This window comes from Candidatus Brachybacter algidus, from assembly GCF_016707225.1.
GTDB classification, from domain to species: Bacteria; Bacteroidota; Bacteroidia; order Chitinophagales; family Saprospiraceae; genus Parvibacillus; species Parvibacillus algidus.
Window position 1 is genome coordinate 403,889 of the sequence record NZ_JADJID010000002.1, and the last position, 18,488, is coordinate 422,376.

Genomic DNA, 18,488 nt, shown 5'->3' on the forward strand with positions numbered 1-18,488 from the left:
TAAACTTCAAAAATATTATGCAATTATATGATTCCTTTCCATATCATTTACGCCGCCCAACTCTCCCTGTCCAGACTCCTGAAATGTATAGCCTCGGCCAGATGCTCAATTTTTATCTCTTCACATCCTTCTAAGTCAGCTATCGTGCGACTTACCTTGAGTATTCTGTCATAAGCACGTGCAGAAAGCTGTAGTTTATTCATAGCATTTTTCAGCAAAGTGACTCCCGCCGTAGAAAGTTGACATACTTCTCTGACCATATTACCTGGCATCTGAGCATTACAATATATATCTTGGAGAGATTCAAATCTGAGATCCTGGACCTTTCTAGCAGCTTCTACACGAGCCCTGATTAGTGTGCTGTTTTCAGGTGAAGGTGCATAATCTGCCAACTTATCATAGGAAACAGGTGTCACCTCCACGTGCAGGTCTATTCGGTCAAGTAATGGTCCAGAGATCTTGTTCAAATATTTTTTAACAATTCCCGGAGCGCATACGCAATCTTTTTCCGGATGATTGTAATATCCGCAAGGGCATGGATTCATAGAGGCTATAAGCATTAAACTGGCGGGATAATCGATCGTCTGGCGGGCCCGACTGATGGTCACCTTGCGGTCTTCCATAGGTTGTCGCATTACTTCAAGCGCTTCTCTTTTGAATTCAGGCAATTCATCCAAAAATAAGACCCCGTTGTGCGCAAGGGATATTTCACCCGGACGAGGATTGGATCCGCCGCCTACAAGGGCTACATCACTAATTGTATGGTGTGGTGACCGAAATGGTCTTTGTGTGATTAAAGAAGCACCTTTTGATAGAATACCCGCCACTGAATGAATCTTGGTGGTTTCCAAAGCCTCTTTTAAAGTAAGCAAGGGTAAGATAGTTGGCAAACGTTTGGCCAGCATAGTTTTTCCGGCTCCCGGTGGCCCGATGAGTATGACATTGTGCCCACCTGCTGCGGCTATTTCAAGTGCTCTTTTTATGTTTTCCTGACCTTTGACATCCGCAAAATCTTCCAGATATGTCATTTGATTTTCGAAAAATTCTTCTCTGGTATTGACCTCTACCCGCTTTAGTTCGCCATGTCCATTGAAGAAATCAGCAACAGATTTTAAATTATCTGCAGCAAATACTTCAAGGTTATCGACAATGGCTGCTTCCCGTGCATTTTCAGCAGGTAATATAAAGCCTTTAAACCCTTCTTTACGTGCTTGAATAGCTATTGGCAAAGCTCCTTTTATGGGGCGTATTGCTCCATCAAGTGATAATTCTCCAAGGATGATATATTTATCCAGGAGGTCTTTTCTGATAAAACCTGTAGCAGCCAACATACCGATGGCGATGGGTAGATCATATGCTGCTCCTTCCTTTCGGATATCTGCAGGGGCAAGATTGACAGTCATCCGGATCCGGGGTAATTTCATGCCGCTGTTTTTGGCAGCAGCTTCAATGCGCATATATCCTTCCTTGACAGCATTGTCAGGGAGTCCGACTAAAAAATAGCCAAGTTTGCCGGCTGGTATTTCTCCTCCGGAATTTACTTCGACATCAATTGTTTGGGCATCTACGCCGTGCGTAGCACTAGCAAAAACTTTTACTAACATAATATTTTGGTGTATTTGATTAATTGGTAGGCGAATATAAGCATTTTGGCATTAATATGTACAGACTTTGTTATTTTTACGAAGATAATTCTACTTTTATCCCGAATCTTTCATTTACATAATTCAATTTTCCATGAAATTTACCTCAGGAAATTTCCTCTACCTTCTTACAATAGCCTTTTCACTCACTGGTTTGTCTTTTACAAATGTTCAAGTAGCATCATCTAATAAGGAGTTTGACGAAATCATAGATGCTTGGCATCATGCTGCTGCGACAGGCGACTCGGTTGGATTCTTCTCTCGTATGACCGAAGATGCATTATACCTTGGAACCGATGAAACTGAAAGATGGACCAGAACGACTATGGGGAAAGATCTCGGCAAGTTTTTCAACGGAAAAAAGGCTTGGCATTTTATTGCTTACAACAGAATTTACACCGCACTTGATGATAAAAATACCATCCTTTTTGATGAAAGTCTGAAGACATGGATGGGGCCTTGCAAGTCTACAGGTATGATGCGCAAGGTCAAAGGGAAGTGGTTGATATCATATTATAATCTCAATGTAGCTGTGTCTAATGCGGTTGTTCAAAATTATCTTAAATTATTAAAGGAAGAAGAGATCCTCAAAGATTAACGAAATGTACAAAGTAGATATATTAGCCATCGGGGCGCATCCCGATGACGTTGAATTGTGTGCCGGAGGAACTTTGCTTAGAGCGATCCATCAAGGCAAGACGGTTGGATTGCTGGACCTTACTCATGGAGAATTGGGCACAAACGGTGACGGACCTACCAGACTTCTGGAAGCGGAAGAAGCAAAAAAGCGCATAGGTGCCTCATGGCGTTCCAATCTTGGAATAGCTGATGGATTCTTTACTGTTTCAGAAGATAATATAAAAGCTGTCGCCAGGTATATTCGTTTGGCAAGACCACAAGTAATTCTAGCGAATGCCGTTTCAGATAGACATCCGGACCATGGCCGTGCTGCCAAATTGGTCAACGATGCGGTATTCATCAGTGGGCTTTCTAAAGTGGATTTGAGAAATGATGATGGTGAGATCATAGAACGATGGCGTCCTAAAATCGTCTTGAACTATTTACAAGATATGCATCTTGCACCTAATGTAGTTGTGGACATCACCCCTTATCAAGAGCAAAAAATGGAAGTCATCAGAGCATATGCTTCACAATTTTTTTGGAATAAAGACAATATTAAGACTCCTATCAGTGGTGAAGACTTTTGGGCATTTCTGGAAGCAAGAGCCAGAGAAATGGGTCGTGCAGGTGGTGTTGTTTTGGGAGAAGGGTTTACTAGTATGTTGCCTACGCTCGTTAATGACCTCTTTGATGTGCTTCCTGAGGCTTAACTTTTCTCTATATTTGAATCGTTCTTGACAAATTATGCTCAATCGCTTATAAGTAGCTTATTAAATTGCTATATACCAAATAGTTAGATTGATTTCTAATTTCTGACTTCTTCTATATAACTAAAACTAAATTTTAATAGTTCAAGTATTTGACATATGTTGTTTAGATTTAAATTTTATAATCTCATTTGAGCATTCGCCCAAAAAAAGAATTATTAGCCACGAATAACACGAATGATGCTTCGCATCTATCACGAATTTATTCGTGCAAATTCGTGCAATTATCTGCGATGCTGCTTGCTCGGTCGTGGCTAAAATATATGGAGTTTTGATCTATCATAAAAGTTAGTATCATCTCTGTTCTATTTTCATCAAGTTATCTATTTAGATTTTGGAAGCAAAGTATTACATGTGTACTAATTTCTGACTTCTGACTTCTAATATTTTTAGAGTTTATTGATAGAGCTGAAACTTCAGTTATCTATTTCTGTGCGCGTGTGATCAACCATAGCGAGACTCCAATAAATAATAAATTCGGGATCCAGACTCCAAGCATCGGAGGGATTAAATTACTCAAAGCAAAAGTCACTGAAAATCTTGAAAGTATCATATAAGATGCCCCGAGAGACACGCCCACAGCGAGATTTAGTCCCATACCACCCCTTACTTTCCGCGAGGCAACTGACACACCTATAAGCATAAGTATAAATAAAGTAGCTGAATCAGCCGTTCTTCGATGAAATTCTATCCTGTATTCTCCTGCTACTCCGGTGCCACGGGATTCTTCTTTGGCTATGAATTTTAGCAGTTTGGGTGTGGTGAGCGTTTCTTTATAGTTACGGATGGTGAAGAAATCATCCGGCGTTAGATTTAACTTCATCCTAACCGTATCCCTTGGTTTTATAAATAGTTTTTCATCGAGACCATTAAAGAGGTGTTGCTCGATTCCCACTAATTGCCAAATATTAGAATCGCCTGTAAACTTAGCTTCTCTTGCTTTGTACTCTTCTGTAAGTTGCCCATTTTTAAACCTTTCAATGCGCAGATCTCTGGCCATACTGTCAGAGCGGTTATAGAATCTAACGAAGACCTTATCATCTTGGTTGAGCATCAGATGCACATCATTATTCTGATTTTTATCACTTACCTTCTTGATATATTTGGCTTCGAATTCGATACGATTTTTGTTAAGCATTGGTATAAAAATATGATTACCCAATGCATGGAAAAAACACAATAAACCTGCTGAAATAAAGTAGGGTCTGAGGAATCTATTGTAGCTCACACCGGCATTCAAAATGGATATCACTTCAGAATTAGTAGCCATTCTAGACGTAAAAAAAATAACACTGATGAGAGAAAACAGTGGCCAAAGCAACCAATTAATGTGTGGAATAAATGCTCCATAATACTGAAATATGATCTCATGTAAGGTACATGGTTCCCGAAGAAATTTCTCAAGTTTATCACTCGTATCTATCACCACAGCGATCATCGTAAAGATAAATGCAGTGAAAAAGAAGGTAGTCAAGTACTTCTTTATTATGAATTGATCGAGGATCTTAAGCGGGTTTGCCACAAATATATTGAGTTATAATTCAAATGATAACGGTCAAAGGTATGAAAGATGTATTAATCGTTTCTATAAAAAGAATTGTAAAGGATTCCTGTAGAATTTATTTAGAAATTTACACTTATCGGATTTGTTTGTTAACTGCTGTGAATAATTACAATTCAACACTAAAACATTCCTATAAATTACATATGTTTGTGAACTTAATAAAAAGTGAATTGTGGTCGAACTGAGTGAACATTTATTGGATCTGGTTTTTAGACAAAAATCCGCCATTATACCCGATCTGGGTACTTTCAGATTTGTTACTACAAGTGCAAAATTGAATTTTGGCGAAAACGTCTTGGCTCCACCCAGCCAGACTTTAGTATTTACTGAATCTACTTTTGATCAGGGCGATTTAACATTTTTGGATTTCTTGGTCAAAGAAAAAGGTTTTGATCCATATGAGGCCAATATCAGGATCAAGGCTTATGTGCATCAAATCAGAAATAATTTTAAACAATTAGGATATTCTTATATCCCGGGGTTTGGTACCTTGCATCTACTTGAAAACGATACCTTGAAATTTGTACCTGGTGATAAGATCAAAGCAATCAAGCCAACTTTGGGACTTCCGGATCTTACAATCAAGCCAATCGCCAGAGAATTTGTAAAAAATGAAATACATGAAACGGAGGTTCCTATCAATTCATTTATTGACACAAGATCTGAAAAAGTTGCCTCTCAAAAAAATAAGTGGGCCCAACCCGCATTAATAGCTTTCTTTTTATTCGGCATCTCCTTAATTGCTTATTATCTATATACTACTTCCTATGGAGATAATATGGATGAAAAGGCAGTAGTTGCTATTCCCATCAACGAAGACAGTATCAAATTGGCTACAAGTGGTTTCGTGGACAGTACCATCATTGAAGTAAAGGATAGTGTATCTGATAAAGCTGCTATGGTAGATGAGATTGACTATGATCAGAGTTTGAATAAAGTACAAGAAGTTCCTATTGTTTCAGAACCTGTAAAGGAGAAGAAAGTCGAAAAGACAAAACAAGTACCTTCTATTGTCAAAACGACACCAGTCAAAACAACAACGGTCAAACCAGATACCAGCGAAGAAATTACAAGCCCTTCAGGTAAAACCTGTGCGGTAATTGTAGGAGCAATGGCGAATCCCGATAATGCCAAAAAACTTGCCAGACAAGTCAAAAGTAAAGGATTTACTCCATTTACATTCAAAACTAAAAACCTCACAAAGGTCGGTGCCGCATGCAATTGCGATTCCGAAAGTATTGAAAGTACACTTGAAGCCATGAAGAAAATCAATAGCTCAGCTTGGGTGTATGAGTCTGAGTGAGAGGTGAAGGAGTGAGGTAGTTAAGAGGTGATAGGTTGATAGGGTGATAGGGTGAGAAAGTGAGGATGCTCTTCTCAATGAAATTAGAAGACAGTTCACATAGAGTGCGTTGCTTCCAAAATCAAAAAGATAACTTGAGAAAAAGGGAACGCAGATGACGCAGATATTCATGATCAATTATGATAAAGGATGTCGATGTACGAATTTCCCCCTTTTTTAGGAGGCAGGGGGAGGAGTTATTGATACACAGATCTTATTTGACTGATTAACAGCACATTAAATTTAGTTATATAAGAGATTGGTGCTTCAAATGAAGATTGAAAAATAGAAAATAAAAAGATTTAAGACCTAATCTATTAAACTACTTTCTGCGTTGAATATTACTGATTACTGATTACTGATTATGAATCACTGATCCACTTCCACCTTCTTCGGTGATAAACTCAATTTCAAAGAGAAAACATGAGACAATCGCGTCTCAGATACATTACCGATATTGGTGAGTGCATAATCGATGTTGACTGCACCAATGTTAATACCCACACCGACATTGGGTTGAACATTCCAGGTCTTTTTGTTTTGGTTTGTGATGTCCACAATTTGCTGCAGGTTGTTGATTCCTCCTCTTAGGAAAAACAATTGTTTATATCTATATTCTACACCAATATGTGGATTGATAGAGATAGGATCAGCGCTGATCAATACATTTCTCTTGCCATCAGTAGTTGCGTCCAGGTTGAGTTCGAATAACAGGCCACTATTCTTGCCAATTAATGTCTTCACACCTCCGGCGATGATGATTGTTGGTCTGGTTGTTTCTGTGCCTTTCACGATGACATCATTGCCTGTGGCAGTAAGTATCGCCTTGTCTGCTTCAGAAAATGTTCCTTTCCATGTATTGAATGTGGTGGTGATATCCTTGGCCATTATTCCAAAATAAAACCTTTCACCTAGATGTTGTAATCCAAGATCTACACCAAAACCAATAGAATTAGCAAAATCACCAATAGTCCTGCGTACGATTTTGACACTTCCACCTACTCTCCAGTTTGGATTTTTTAATGCTCTAGCATATGAACCGAAGATACCGTAATCAACTGCACTGAAGGTCTTGATCCTGTTATAATCTATTTCACCATTTTCATCAATGAGTTCAAGCGTATTTGGTATACCATCGATCCCAAATCGGATCAACCCGATTGAAATAGCCGAATTATTATTATTGAGTTTTTTAGCTACACCAATGTAATCGTAATTACCCACGCCTGAAAACCATGATGTATGCATCGCAGCCACCTGAAAACCTGATTCAATCTGACTTAGTCCGGCAGGATTCCAAAAATTTGAAGTAACATCATTGACCGATCCCGTCACAGCTCCGCCCATACCAAGCGCCCTGGCACCTACTCCGATAGAAAGGAATTCATTACTATATTTGACTTGACCTAAGGAATAATAAGAGAATCCAAGGGTGAATAGCAAAAATAATATGTGTATTTTCTTCATAAAAAAATTCCAAGTGATAACGCAAAAGTATCTGATAAACGATAAACACGGAAATAAAAGTGTTACTAACTTACCAAATGATAAAAAAAAGCTAATTTTCACCATATTTTAGTATCCACATAAATCAAAAGATTATGCGTCATATCCTATTTAGTGTGCTCTTTTTTGTAATTGTTTTTAGCGGTTGTAAGACTACTAATAATGCTATAAGCAAAAATGGTTCCAAACTTTCACAAGGAATGGTTGTTTGTTCACATCCTGCTGCTTCCAAAGTAGGAATAGATATCCTCAAACAAGGTGGTAATGCTTTTGATGCTGCGATCGCTACTCAACTTGCGCTGGCAGTGTGTTATCCCAGAGCCGGAAACCTTGGTGGAGGAGGATTTATGGTATACAGAGATCAAAATGGACAAGAAGGATCACTTGATTTTCGGGAAAGGGCACCTTACACTTCCAGTACGGACATGTTTCTGGATAACCGTGGGCAGGTTATCGACAATATGAGTCTGGTAGGTGTTTATGCTTCGGGTGTGCCGGGGTCAGTGGATGGTATGTGGCAAATGCACCGTGAAAAGGGTAGTCTTCCCTGGTGTCAATTAGTCCAACCTGCAGTTGATCTGGCTCAGAATGGCGTAATTTTAACCTTCAATGAAGCGGAACATATGAATGAATATGCCCAGATTATTGATTCTGTATCAAAATTCTCTACTGCCTACGGTCAAAAGAAATGGAAAGCTGGTGATCGTTTTATACAACAAGATCTGGCCACAACACTTACTGCGATAAGGGATTATGGGAGAAATGGCTTTTACAAAGGTGCTGTTGCTACAAACATAAAAGCAGCTATGATCACTCATTATGGCCTTATTTCTCAAAAAGATCTGGATGAATATCATGCAGTATGGAGAGCACCGATAGTGACATCTTACAAAGGTTACCAAATAACTATGATGCCGCCTCCTTCCAGCGGTGGGATTATGATATCACAAATGCTATATGGATTCGAGCAATTAAATCTTAGTCAATATCCCCTTAATTCTGTTCAATATATTCATGGTCTTACTGAATTGCAACGACGTGCGTATGCAGACAGATCCACTTATTTTGGTGATCCTGATTATGTAGACAATCATGAAACGGAACTATTATCAAAAGAATTTGTAAAAAACAAGATCAAGAATATAAGCATGGACCATGCCACCCCAAGCCAAGAGATATTGCCTGGAAAAGCATCCACTGTTGAAAGTTTCGAGACAACTCATTTTTCAGTCGTCGATGGAAAAGGAAATGGAGTCGGAATTACTACAACTCTTAATGATAACTATGGTTCTAAACTAGTAGTTAATCATGCCGGATTTTTATTAAATAATGAAATGGATGACTTCAGCTCTAAACCGGGGGAAGCAAATATGTTTGGATTAATTGGCGGCACTGCCAATAGTATAGAACCCGGCAAGCGCATGTTGAGCAGTATGACCCCTACAATTATCTCGAAAGATGGTAAGCTATTTGCCGTTGTCGGAACACCTGGTGGCTCAACAATTATAACAGCGAATTTTCAAACAATTGTTGATGTGATTGATTACAAAATGCCTATGCTGCAAGCCGTACTATCCCCCAAAATGCACAGTCAATGGGTTCCGGATGTGATATACCTGGAGCAAGGAAAGTTTTCAAATGAAGTTATTTTGGGCCTCCAAAAGATGGGTCACAAAATAAAAGAAACAAAAGCACTTGGCAAATTGGATTGTATCATGGTGCACCCTGATGGCACACTAGAAGGTGGCACTGATAAAAGTAAAGGCGATGGTACAATCTCGGGTTATTAAATAAAGGTAGAAGTTAGAATTCAGAAATCAGAAGTCAGAAATCAGAAGTTGGAAGTCAGTTAACCTGTTATGCTTTGCTTCCAAATTAAAGAAATAACTTGAGAAAAAGGGAACGCAGATTATGCAGATATTTATGATATAAAAAGTCGTTTAGTACAATATCCCCTTCTGCAAGCTAGGGTTCATACACAAAAATTGATATCAACCAAAAATGATTGATATCCGATTTGATACATTGACATATTTTTGTATTATTAGGATCGTTTAATTACTCTATTTACTTTTTTTTCTTGGCAAAAAAAAGTAACAAAAAAACCCAAGGCTAGACACCCCGCCTTTGGCACCCCTCTGCAAGCTAGGGTTTATACACATCTTTTTTGTTAAGTTCAAAGTGAACTTTGGTGACACAACGACGTAGGTTAACCTACGCCGAGCCTCACGATCTAAGTTTTTACTTTAAATTTTGTTCATCATTCGCTATGAAGTGTTGAGCGTAGGTTAACCTACGTTCGGGTGTCTGCAAAATTAATTTTGCTTATAAGTAAATCAATAACAAACAAACAATTATATTAATATTCTAATTAAGCCTTTTATTGAAAAGGGGAAACTTCGATGGTTGTGTCCGGTAAATAAAATCATTTTAATAAAATTAGAATATTACACAATTAAGCTAATTATGTGATAATCAATAATGTAGTCAATGTTATTATAAAATATTAATTGTTTATACTAATGATTGTCAATATGATATGCAACACCAAACTTTAAGATATTATTTTTTTTATTAACTCGTGACAGAACAATATTTACAAAAATCTATTTACTAAGAAAAAAAACGAAGATGCAATCTAATATAGATACGTTAAGGGCGATTATTGCCTCCAGAAAAAGTGTTTTTCCTACTGTATATAACGATAGAAAGATCGAGAGACCTGTTATGGAAGCTGTTCTTGAAAGTGCAAATTTTGCCCCTAGCCACAGACTCACACAGCCATGGAAGTTTGTGGTTTTTGAAAACGATTCTTTGAAATCGTTGGGAGACAAAATTTCTGAAATATATAAGGCGAATGCACCTGCAGACAAATTCTCCGAGAAAAAATTTGAAGAGTTTTCAAAAAAAATCACAAAGTCTGCTGCTGTCATAGCAATAGTATTGGATGCACATCCGGATCTTTTGCCTGAATGGGAAGAAATTGCATCGACCGCATGTGCTGTACAGAATATGTGGCTTACCTGCACTGTTCATGGATTGGGATGCTACTGGAGCTCTCCGAGTATGATCAGGCACATAGGCCCTTTCCTTAGCCTTTCAGAAAATCAAAAGTGTATAGGCTTATTTTACATGGGCTACACGGATGTTTCTATCCCTACTTCGGAAAGGACACCGATCGGAAGTAAGGTGGAATGGCGGGATTAATTTCAAGAGTGTTCATTCTATGTTGCGCTGCAATTGGCTATTTTGACTAATTGCAGCGCTCCGTAATAATCATAGAAATTATAGCTATTTCAATATGCAGTGCAACGTCATTTCTTAAATCTTGACAAAGCGGCTGATCCATTTTTTATCTTTTGAATTCAAGACCACTTGATAAGTTCCCGGAATTAAATCACCGACACTTAAAGTGATCTGTTCATCACCTGATAATACTTTTCCTGAAAGTAAGTTTTTGCCATGGCAATCGATTATGGTGTAATTAATCAGTGAATTAATTTGGGATGGTATTTCCAAAATTAATTGTTTGTCTGCAGGGTTTGGATATAACAAAGTCGTTTGGACATCTTCACCAATAATAGAGGCAGGGCCACGATATCCAAATTTTAGAATGGTTGAGTATCCAGATAGAAAATCAAAGATTATGTCCTGTCGGAATTCTACCAATCTATCTTGATCATCCTTCACATAATTATCAAATTCCTGGCTATGCATTTGATCACTTTCATAGGTGATCTCAGAGATTCTTCCATGCTCATTGTATTTAAAAAATGCAAACTCAGAAGTATCACCTAGAATCTTAAAATAATATCTATCTAACTTATTGTCATCATTCAAACCATAATGAATCTGGTAAATTTCTGTTGAGAAACTAGTTTGAACAATAGTTCTTATTAAATCAGTCTTTTCGAAAACACATTTTTCGAAAAGTAGAGGAGGCTGAGTAACTCCATCAAGTAAGTATTTTTTATATTGGATGGGTCTATTTACATAAAACTGTGCAGCATCTTCTCTACTGAGAAAGAAATTGTCAACTCCTGCTGAATCTATTTCAAAAAATTCCTGTATTCCTTTGAATAAAAATGATTGGTCATTATTTAAAAAAACAAGATCATCATACAAGTAATCAATAATAGTGTCATTCCCCTGCTGCGTATATTCCTCTTCCTCTTTGGAATATTTAATTACAGCGTCACCATTATATTGGACATTATATATCCGGCTTCCTTTGTTCCACGCTCCTCCCTGATAAAATAAATAAGTTTGTGATGTCACTCTTTCATTGCTGTCGAAAGTAATGTTTAATGAGTCTGCATATACCAATTCATTGTCTTTTGTAAACTCTTTCGAGGAGATCAAAGTCCCTTTTATATTGTAAAGATGTGATTGAAAACCATCATATCTTTCTATCCCATTTTCCAAAAGGAAGTAATCCATGGTAGAGAACCTGCTTTCATCACCTTTATATTTGTAATAATAATTGTAATCCTCATCCGACTCATTATTAATTTTAGCTGAACTGATTCTACCTTTTCCGTCATATTCGACGACGACCGTTGTAACTAATTCGCCAGCATTCGGGTGGTCAGCAAGAAGCAAGTACAGGGTGTCAAACTTCATCTTGAAAGCCCTGTCACTTGTGTATTTCAGATTAATAGCCTCACTTATTAATTTGGAAAATTTGTTATGAATAATTAATTTTTCTTTGGCCGATTGAGATTGTGAAAACAGTTGAACCGTTGAAAATAAGCTTATAATTAATAAGAGATATTTACTCATCAGGAAAATTTTAATGCATTTGGATTTTTAAAAGTAGCAATTATTTTTGCTTAGGTGGACTTTTAAACACATTAAATAATTTTTTAACACTTCGATCTCAACAACATCGTTGAATACCATAAATTATTGGTTATAAGTGAAACTTTGTGAATAATGATCATTGTTTAGATGATCTAACTTGTGTAAAAAATGGAACCAGACACTATTACCGGAATTGTCGCAAGTATACTTACTGCGACTGCATCTATTCCTCAGTTAATTAAAATTATCAGGAATAAAGAAGCTAAAGATATTTCATTGCTAATGGTCACCGTTCTGATATTAGGTCTTGCCACCTGGATAGTTTATGGTATTTTGAAAGAAGATGTAATTATCATAGTGGCGAACGCTATTCCTTGTGTTGTTAATATATTGATAGGAGTGATGAAGTTGCATTACAAGTAAAAGTTTACTTTTTCTCTCCTCGTTTACAGCCCAAATTGCAGCTTATCAAATCACTTTTCTTAAAGATCTTCATGCTGCTTGGGCAAAGTATCTACATCTTTTTCTAATTCCTTCTGAATTACAGCAACAGCAAAATCTGCGGGTTCGATGTGATGCCCTTTGTACTCGGCATAAACCTGAGTAAACTCTGCGCCCAGATATAATATAACAGCTGTATAATAAATCCATACCAAAACAACGATAAGTGAACCTGCTGCACCGAATGTGGATCCGGTAGCTGTGGTAGAAATATATAGCCCTATTAGAAACCTGCCAATCAAAAACAAACAAGCCGTGAAAATAGCGCCTGTTCTCACATCTTTCCATTTTATCTTTACATCTGGCAGTACTTTAAAGATTGCGCCGAATAATATTGTAATTACAATAAAAGTAATAGCTGTATTTAATATGTTGGCGATCCAAACCGTCATATCTGGCAAGAACCTTGAGAGCCTGTCCATCATTGCAAGGATCATACCATTGGCGATCAGTGAAACAATTAATAAAAATCCTAGACTGACTATGAGAGAGGAAGAAAGTAATCTATTCTTAAGTAGTTTAAGCCAGCCTTTTTTGGGTTTTGCTTTAACTTTCCAGATAATGTTGATGGAGTCCTGGATCTCACCAAATATACTGGTCGCTCCAATGAACAATGTGAATATCCCAATTACAAGTGCAAATGTGGATTTGTCAGACAATTCAATAGCCTTGATCATGTCTTGGATTTGCAGTGCTGCAGATGCTCCTATTAGACCGTTTAGTTCTTCAAATACTTTTCCTTGAATTGCATCTTTTCCCAGAAATATTCCTGCCAAAGAAATAAGTAAAAGTAATAATGGTGCTAAAGCAAATATGGTATAATAGGCCAGCGCTGCACTCAACTTCATTCCTTTGTCGTCCAGGAAACCCATCAATGTAGCTTTTGCAATCTTAAAAAATGGTTTTTCAAAAAATTTGGCCATGTTTCCTTTTCTTTCTAATTATTCTAAAATATTTAGTTAGCGCTTTATTTAATCGAACTTAACAAAATGTATAGCTGTACGATCAACAGCAAAATAACAAAATTTTTGATAAAAAGTGCATTAGAAGAAGAACCAAATCAGAATATTGGAGCTAAAGATTTTAAAAAATGGTTGAAAAACTGTCGAACAAAGACTAGAGATGTTGAATTTCTTTCCACGCTGGCGCGAGTTTTCAACTCGTGACCTTCCGAAGCCAAAATTTAACTATATATTAGAATTCAATTATTAATATATTCTATAATCGACTATAGAATTACTTGATAGAATTGCAATGACACGAGTTAAAGACTCGCGCCAGCGAAGGAGTTGAAAGGCACGAGTTGAAAACTCGAGCTAACGTAATAAAACTCGCGCCAGCCCTACGCACTCTAGTTTTCTTCTCACTTCAATAACGCATGACCCACACTACAATTCAAGCATTTTTGATGATCGCAATAATTATTTTTCAATTCAAGAAGCGCTTGAGAATCACCGGCATGTTCACAACTTATATTCAGGTTGAGCCAATGCTTTATAATGCCATTTTGTTCTGCCGGAATGAAGCTCATTAATTCCAATGCTTTCTCTTGAAGGGCAGAAAGATGCTGCTCCTGACCATACATGCTGGCGCGAGTTTTCAACTAGTGACCTTGCGAAGCCAGATTTCAATTATATATTAGACTTCAATTATTTATATATTCTATAATCGACTATAAAATTACTTGATAGAATTGCAATGGCACGAGTTAAAAACTCGCGCCAGCGTAGGAGTTGAAAACTCGCGTCAGCGGAGTAAAATCCACGCCAGCGGGGGAGATTTGAACCTGCTTTTTTTATTCCATTCTGATATATCCAATATTACTCATAGGCAGATCTATTATCACTACATCGATCAATCCTTTTCCCGAATAGTAATTGGACGCACTAGAATAAATGTAAAAATGAGCCTCATCTACAAATCCTGCTTTGACTGGATTTAAGTGAATATAATCCAGTTTCTGGGCGATTACGGTTGGTGAAAAAACCTCAATGGGATGGTTACTTTGTTGCCAAAATTGATAACTTTTAACATTGGATCTACCTTCGCCAGCAATAGAAAATCTTTCCAACATCCATTCTTTCCGACTCTCCTTGGTATTTTTTATGATTGCTTTAATTAATTCTTTTGATGAGAACTTCTTAAAATCTCTGATTAGTTCGCCATGTTTAATATTTTCCTTTACGTCAAAGATTAGATGTATATGATTAGACATAATGCACCACGCAAACAATCTCATTCCTTTATGATCACAGCAATACTTCAGGCTTTTTACCACGATATCTTTATAAATTTGTCTCGTAAAAACGTCTATCCAATCAACCACAGCAAATGATATAAAATATATTCCGGAAGAATTGAGAAACTTGTATTTTGTGCTCATGTAGTTGGATTTGAGATTGAAAAGATCAATATTTTGGAGTTTAGAAAATTATTTGGCTTTGAAGGGATAATATCGCTGTCACCGCTGGCGCGAGTTTTCAACTCGTGACCTTCCGAAGCCAAAATTTAACTATATATTAGAATTCAATTATTAATATATTCTATAATTGACTATAAAATTACTTGATAGAATTGCAATGACACGAGTTAAAAACTCGCGCCAGCGGAGGAGTTGAAAGACACGAGTTGAAAACTAGCGCCAACGCAATAAAACTCGCACCAGCCTTACGCACTCTAGTTTTCTTCTTACTTCAATAACGCATGACCCACACTACAATTCAAGCATTTTTGATGATCGCAATAATTATTTTTCAACTCTAGAAGCGCTTGTGAATCACCGGCATGTTCACAACTTATATTCAGGTTAAGCCAATGCTTTATAATGCCATTTTGTTCTGCCGGAATGAAGCTCATTAATTCCAATGCTTTCTCTTGAAGGGCAGAAAGATGCTGCTCCTGGCCATACATAAATAATACCGGGATGATGCCATTGATGATGATTAGATCCCTGGTATTTTTACCTAGACTTTTCTTCTTTTTGATGGCAGGAACTCCTAATATAAAATGATCCTCCCAGTAGTGAGGCAAGGATTTTATTTCCAACATTTGATGGATCATTTTGTAATCTACTTGCTCAAGAATCGCTGAAAAGAACAATTCATGTTGCCTTAACAAGGATACGATCTGTGCAATTCGGATGTCCGGGAAGTTATTTGGATGCATTTTTGAGTATCGCCAAATCACAGGATTGATAGGAGTTAAGTCGTATTTGTGCTGGAGGAATCTGAAAGTTCGTTGTAATTCCAATGGATATTCTTCTTCAAATTCTTTCTCCAATAATCCTGCCATCCCGAATACCAGTGCATGAGAGGAAAGTCCGTCATGTCTATTCTTCATAAATATCCTAAAGTCCATGCGCTCTGCCAACACGCTGAATGCATGCTTATTGACACTCGTGCCCATAGCTTGAAACAGTTGTCGATACATCACTTCTTCCCAATTAGAGTTGGTAGATTCTATGTTATTATGAACCCATGCAACCTTGGACTGCATCCTTTCTATATTAAGGCGCTCTTTCCAGATGTTCCAGATATTGTACTGAACTCTTGAAGGATCAAGATTAGCGCATGGAATCCAACCAGGTTTTTGAAGTAAAGCATACCTCTCCGCCACGTCTGTATGAATGAGTTCGCCGAGCTCCAGCGTAATCAGTTCATGGTCATTATAGTTGCACACTTCCTTGTCATGTCTTGCCACCACGTGAAGGATGACACTATTATATGCAGGATCGAATTGATGACGATGAAGATCCCAGTCTGAGGAAGAGAGATGCATCTCAATATGACCAATGAGCAAGGTATCGTCCACTCTGACCTTACCATGAAGAAAGTCAGGACCGCTATTGGTGTTGTATTTGCCGAAATCTATGATCTCAACTTTGCGACCATCCGTAAGCTTTAAATTGAGCCGATTGAATTGTTTAGTCCGCCAGATGTAATGAAGTAAATATTCAGAAGTGATAACTGGAGCATGGGTTGTATACATGACTTGAAGTTTAATGGGTGTTAAAAATTGGGTGTAACGATGTAAAAATAAATAAGATTATTTGGAATTGGAAATAAATCGTTGATTTTTTTTGTGTTATTGATTATTTATGCATTTGGTATAGTGCATGTTATCACCCATATGGTATGGTATGCGGACAAGGGCAAGCCTTGTCCCTACCGTCATATTCCAATACTTTTGTAGTGTAAATACAATTTTACGTCTTGTTTTTAGAATCGTCTATCTTTATCGCTCGAAAGAATACATGAAGAAAGAATTTTCGGTCAATCTACTTTTATTACTTGGTCTTAACCTGCTGGTCAAACCGTTGTATATCTTTGGCATAGATGTTCAGGTACAGAATACCATTGGCCCAGAGCAATATGGTCTATTTTTCAGTATTTTCAACTATACCCTCATTTTTCAGATACTTTTGGAATTCGGCATCACCAATCTGGTAAAGCGGGATATATCTGCATCGAAGAATTTGGCACCAAAATACTTCTCCAACCTGATCGGATTGAAATTAATCCTGTTGCTCATTTACATCTTTTTGACATTTGCTGTGGGTTATTTTATTGGATATAATGAAGAAGGACTGAAGATATTATTCATAGTATTGTTGATACAGATATTCCTATCTTTTGTTTCATTTATGCGGGCTATACTTGCCGGAATAGGAGCCTATCGTATCGATAGCCTTCTTTCTGTTATGGACAAAATAATCATGATCTTGCTATTAGGTGTGATGCTATTTACCTCTTATTGGGAACAAGTTACACTCACTGATTTTTTATATGTATATCTGATAAGTGTTGCAATTACTTGTTTTACAGCCTATTTGATGCTATCAAAAAAAATCCATCTAAACAAGTTGACTTTTAGAAAGAAATACCTTGCGAGCTTTCTCCGACGTGCAGCTCCATATGCACTTATTACCTTTTTGATGGGAGTATATGGTCGCATCGACGCTGTATTTTTGGAGCGACTACTTCCTGATGGAGATTATCAGGCAGGTATTTATGCCGCGGGCTTTAGATTGTTAGATGCATATATGATGTTTGCATTGCTATTTTCAAATCTTTTACTGCCCATGCTTTCTACCTACCTGAAGGATAAAGTTCAGATGATGAATTTCCTATATTTCGTTCTTGGGTTATTGATGACTTTTTCCATCATTGGTGGCATCAGTGGGTTTTTCTATAGAAATGAAATCGGAAATCTATTGTATCATTACAGCAATGATGTATGGGGAGATACGCTTGGGCTGCTAATGCTATGTATGATACCAATTGGCTTGAGCATCATCATGGGTGCTTCCATTATGTCATTGGGAAAATTAAAAAAGCAGAATTTATTGTTTTTCGCAGGAGTAATCATGAGTATTATCTTGAATTTAATTCTTATACCCTATTATAATTCTACAGGGGCGGCGCTGGCAGCTCTTACAGTCAACTCTCTAATCGCTATAGGCCAAACAGTGATTTTTTATTCAATCGCCGGAGTAAAACCCCAAATATTATTTTATTTAAAATTGTTCATTCTGATTATAACGTGTTTATTTGTTTTTGGATGGATACATTATCTGGATTTGAAAATTAACTGGATCATTCCTCTTATCACAGGATTTATAATTACATCAGGAAGCGCATTTTTAATGGGTTTATTGCCGAATAAGTTAAATATGTTGCTTGGTATTTTAAAGGCCAGGAGCTGATTTAGATTATATTTTAATGAATTTGCATACACTGATA

The 18,488-nt window shown here is 37.2% G+C and carries 15 protein-coding genes; 7 read left to right on the forward strand and 8 right to left on the reverse strand.

Annotated features, from left to right (window positions below; translation table 11 throughout):
• Nucleotides 1–47: 47 nt before the first annotated feature.
• Complete coding sequence (locus IPI15_RS07560; RefSeq protein ID WP_287400424.1) at nucleotides 48–1,604, reverse strand: YifB family Mg chelatase-like AAA ATPase; 1,557 nt, start codon at nucleotides 1,602–1,604, stop codon at nucleotides 48–50.
• A 133-nt stretch (nucleotides 1,605–1,737) separates the two neighbouring features.
• Between IPI15_RS07560 and IPI15_RS07565 the strand changes: the two genes are divergently transcribed.
• Both IPI15_RS07565 and bshB1 read left to right on the forward strand, forming a co-directional pair.
• Nucleotides 1,738–2,241 (forward strand): nuclear transport factor 2 family protein, encoded by a 504-nt coding sequence (locus IPI15_RS07565; protein ID WP_287419756.1) that lies wholly within the window; start codon nucleotides 1,738–1,740, stop codon nucleotides 2,239–2,241.
• 4 nt (nucleotides 2,242–2,245) lie between these two features.
• Entirely contained in the window at nucleotides 2,246–2,974 is a 729-nt protein-coding gene (bshB1, locus tag IPI15_RS07570) for a bacillithiol biosynthesis deacetylase BshB1 (protein ID WP_287400426.1), read from the forward strand.
• Between the two features lie 481 nt (nucleotides 2,975–3,455).
• On the opposite strand, the gene IPI15_RS07575 is transcribed toward bshB1, so the two are convergent.
• Complete coding sequence (locus IPI15_RS07575) at nucleotides 3,456–4,553, reverse strand: LptF/LptG family permease (protein ID WP_287400427.1); 1,098 nt, start codon at nucleotides 4,551–4,553, stop codon at nucleotides 3,456–3,458.
• Between the two features lie 214 nt (nucleotides 4,554–4,767).
• On the opposite strand from IPI15_RS07575, the gene IPI15_RS07580 reads away from it, so the two are divergent.
• Complete coding sequence (locus tag IPI15_RS07580; RefSeq protein WP_287419757.1) at nucleotides 4,768–5,898, forward strand: HU domain-containing protein; 1,131 nt, start codon at nucleotides 4,768–4,770, stop codon at nucleotides 5,896–5,898.
• Between the two features lie 408 nt (nucleotides 5,899–6,306).
• On the opposite strand, the gene IPI15_RS07585 is transcribed toward IPI15_RS07580, so the two are convergent.
• Entirely contained in the window at nucleotides 6,307–7,404 is a 1,098-nt protein-coding gene (locus IPI15_RS07585) for a putative type IX sorting system protein PorV2 (RefSeq protein ID WP_287400430.1), read from the reverse strand.
• Nucleotides 7,405–7,538: 134 nt separating this feature from the next.
• Here IPI15_RS07585 and ggt point away from each other — a divergent pair, with 134 nt between their 5' ends.
• Together ggt and IPI15_RS07595 are read left to right on the forward strand one after the other, a co-directional pair.
• Nucleotides 7,539–9,233 carry a gamma-glutamyltransferase gene (ggt, locus tag IPI15_RS07590; protein ID WP_287400431.1) on the forward strand — a complete coding sequence of 565 codons (1,695 nt, stop codon included), beginning with the start codon at nucleotides 7,539–7,541 and terminating at the stop codon, nucleotides 9,231–9,233.
• An 841-nt stretch (nucleotides 9,234–10,074) separates the two neighbouring features.
• On the forward strand, nucleotides 10,075–10,650 hold the full coding sequence (locus IPI15_RS07595; RefSeq protein WP_287400432.1) for a nitroreductase family protein: 576 nt from the start codon (nucleotides 10,075–10,077) through the stop codon (nucleotides 10,648–10,650).
• 114 nt (nucleotides 10,651–10,764) lie between these two features.
• Here IPI15_RS07595 and IPI15_RS07600 read toward each other — a convergent pair whose 3' ends face one another.
• The gene (locus IPI15_RS07600; RefSeq protein ID WP_287400434.1) at nucleotides 10,765–12,225 is read right to left on the reverse strand and encodes a T9SS type A sorting domain-containing protein; all 1,461 of its coding nucleotides are present in this window, start codon (nucleotides 12,223–12,225) and stop codon (nucleotides 10,765–10,767) included.
• Nucleotides 12,226–12,414: 189 nt separating this feature from the next.
• Between IPI15_RS07600 and IPI15_RS07605 the strand changes: the two genes are divergently transcribed.
• Nucleotides 12,415–12,669 (forward strand): SemiSWEET transporter, encoded by a 255-nt coding sequence (locus IPI15_RS07605; protein WP_287400435.1) that lies wholly within the window; start codon nucleotides 12,415–12,417, stop codon nucleotides 12,667–12,669.
• Nucleotides 12,670–12,728: 59 nt separating this feature from the next.
• On the opposite strand, the gene IPI15_RS07610 is transcribed toward IPI15_RS07605, so the two are convergent.
• The 4 genes from IPI15_RS07610 to IPI15_RS07625 all read right to left on the reverse strand — a co-directional run bounded on the left by IPI15_RS07610 (nucleotide 12,729) and on the right by IPI15_RS07625 (nucleotide 16,734).
• Nucleotides 12,729–13,670, reverse strand: a complete 942-nt coding sequence (locus IPI15_RS07610) for a YihY/virulence factor BrkB family protein (RefSeq protein WP_287400437.1) — start codon at nucleotides 13,668–13,670, stop codon at nucleotides 12,729–12,731.
• 440 nt (nucleotides 13,671–14,110) lie between these two features.
• Complete coding sequence (locus IPI15_RS07615) at nucleotides 14,111–14,350, reverse strand: hypothetical protein (RefSeq protein WP_287419758.1); 240 nt, start codon at nucleotides 14,348–14,350, stop codon at nucleotides 14,111–14,113.
• Nucleotides 14,351–14,542: 192 nt separating this feature from the next.
• Nucleotides 14,543–15,130, reverse strand: a complete 588-nt coding sequence (locus IPI15_RS07620) for an REP-associated tyrosine transposase (protein WP_287400440.1) — start codon at nucleotides 15,128–15,130, stop codon at nucleotides 14,543–14,545.
• Nucleotides 15,131–15,435: 305 nt separating this feature from the next.
• Complete coding sequence (locus IPI15_RS07625) at nucleotides 15,436–16,734, reverse strand: DUF2851 family protein (RefSeq protein WP_287400441.1); 1,299 nt, start codon at nucleotides 16,732–16,734, stop codon at nucleotides 15,436–15,438.
• 265 nt (nucleotides 16,735–16,999) lie between these two features.
• Here IPI15_RS07625 and IPI15_RS07630 point away from each other — a divergent pair, with 265 nt between their 5' ends.
• Complete coding sequence (locus tag IPI15_RS07630) at nucleotides 17,000–18,451, forward strand: oligosaccharide flippase family protein (protein ID WP_287419759.1); 1,452 nt, start codon at nucleotides 17,000–17,002, stop codon at nucleotides 18,449–18,451.
• The last annotated feature ends 37 nt before the right edge of the window (nucleotides 18,452–18,488 follow it).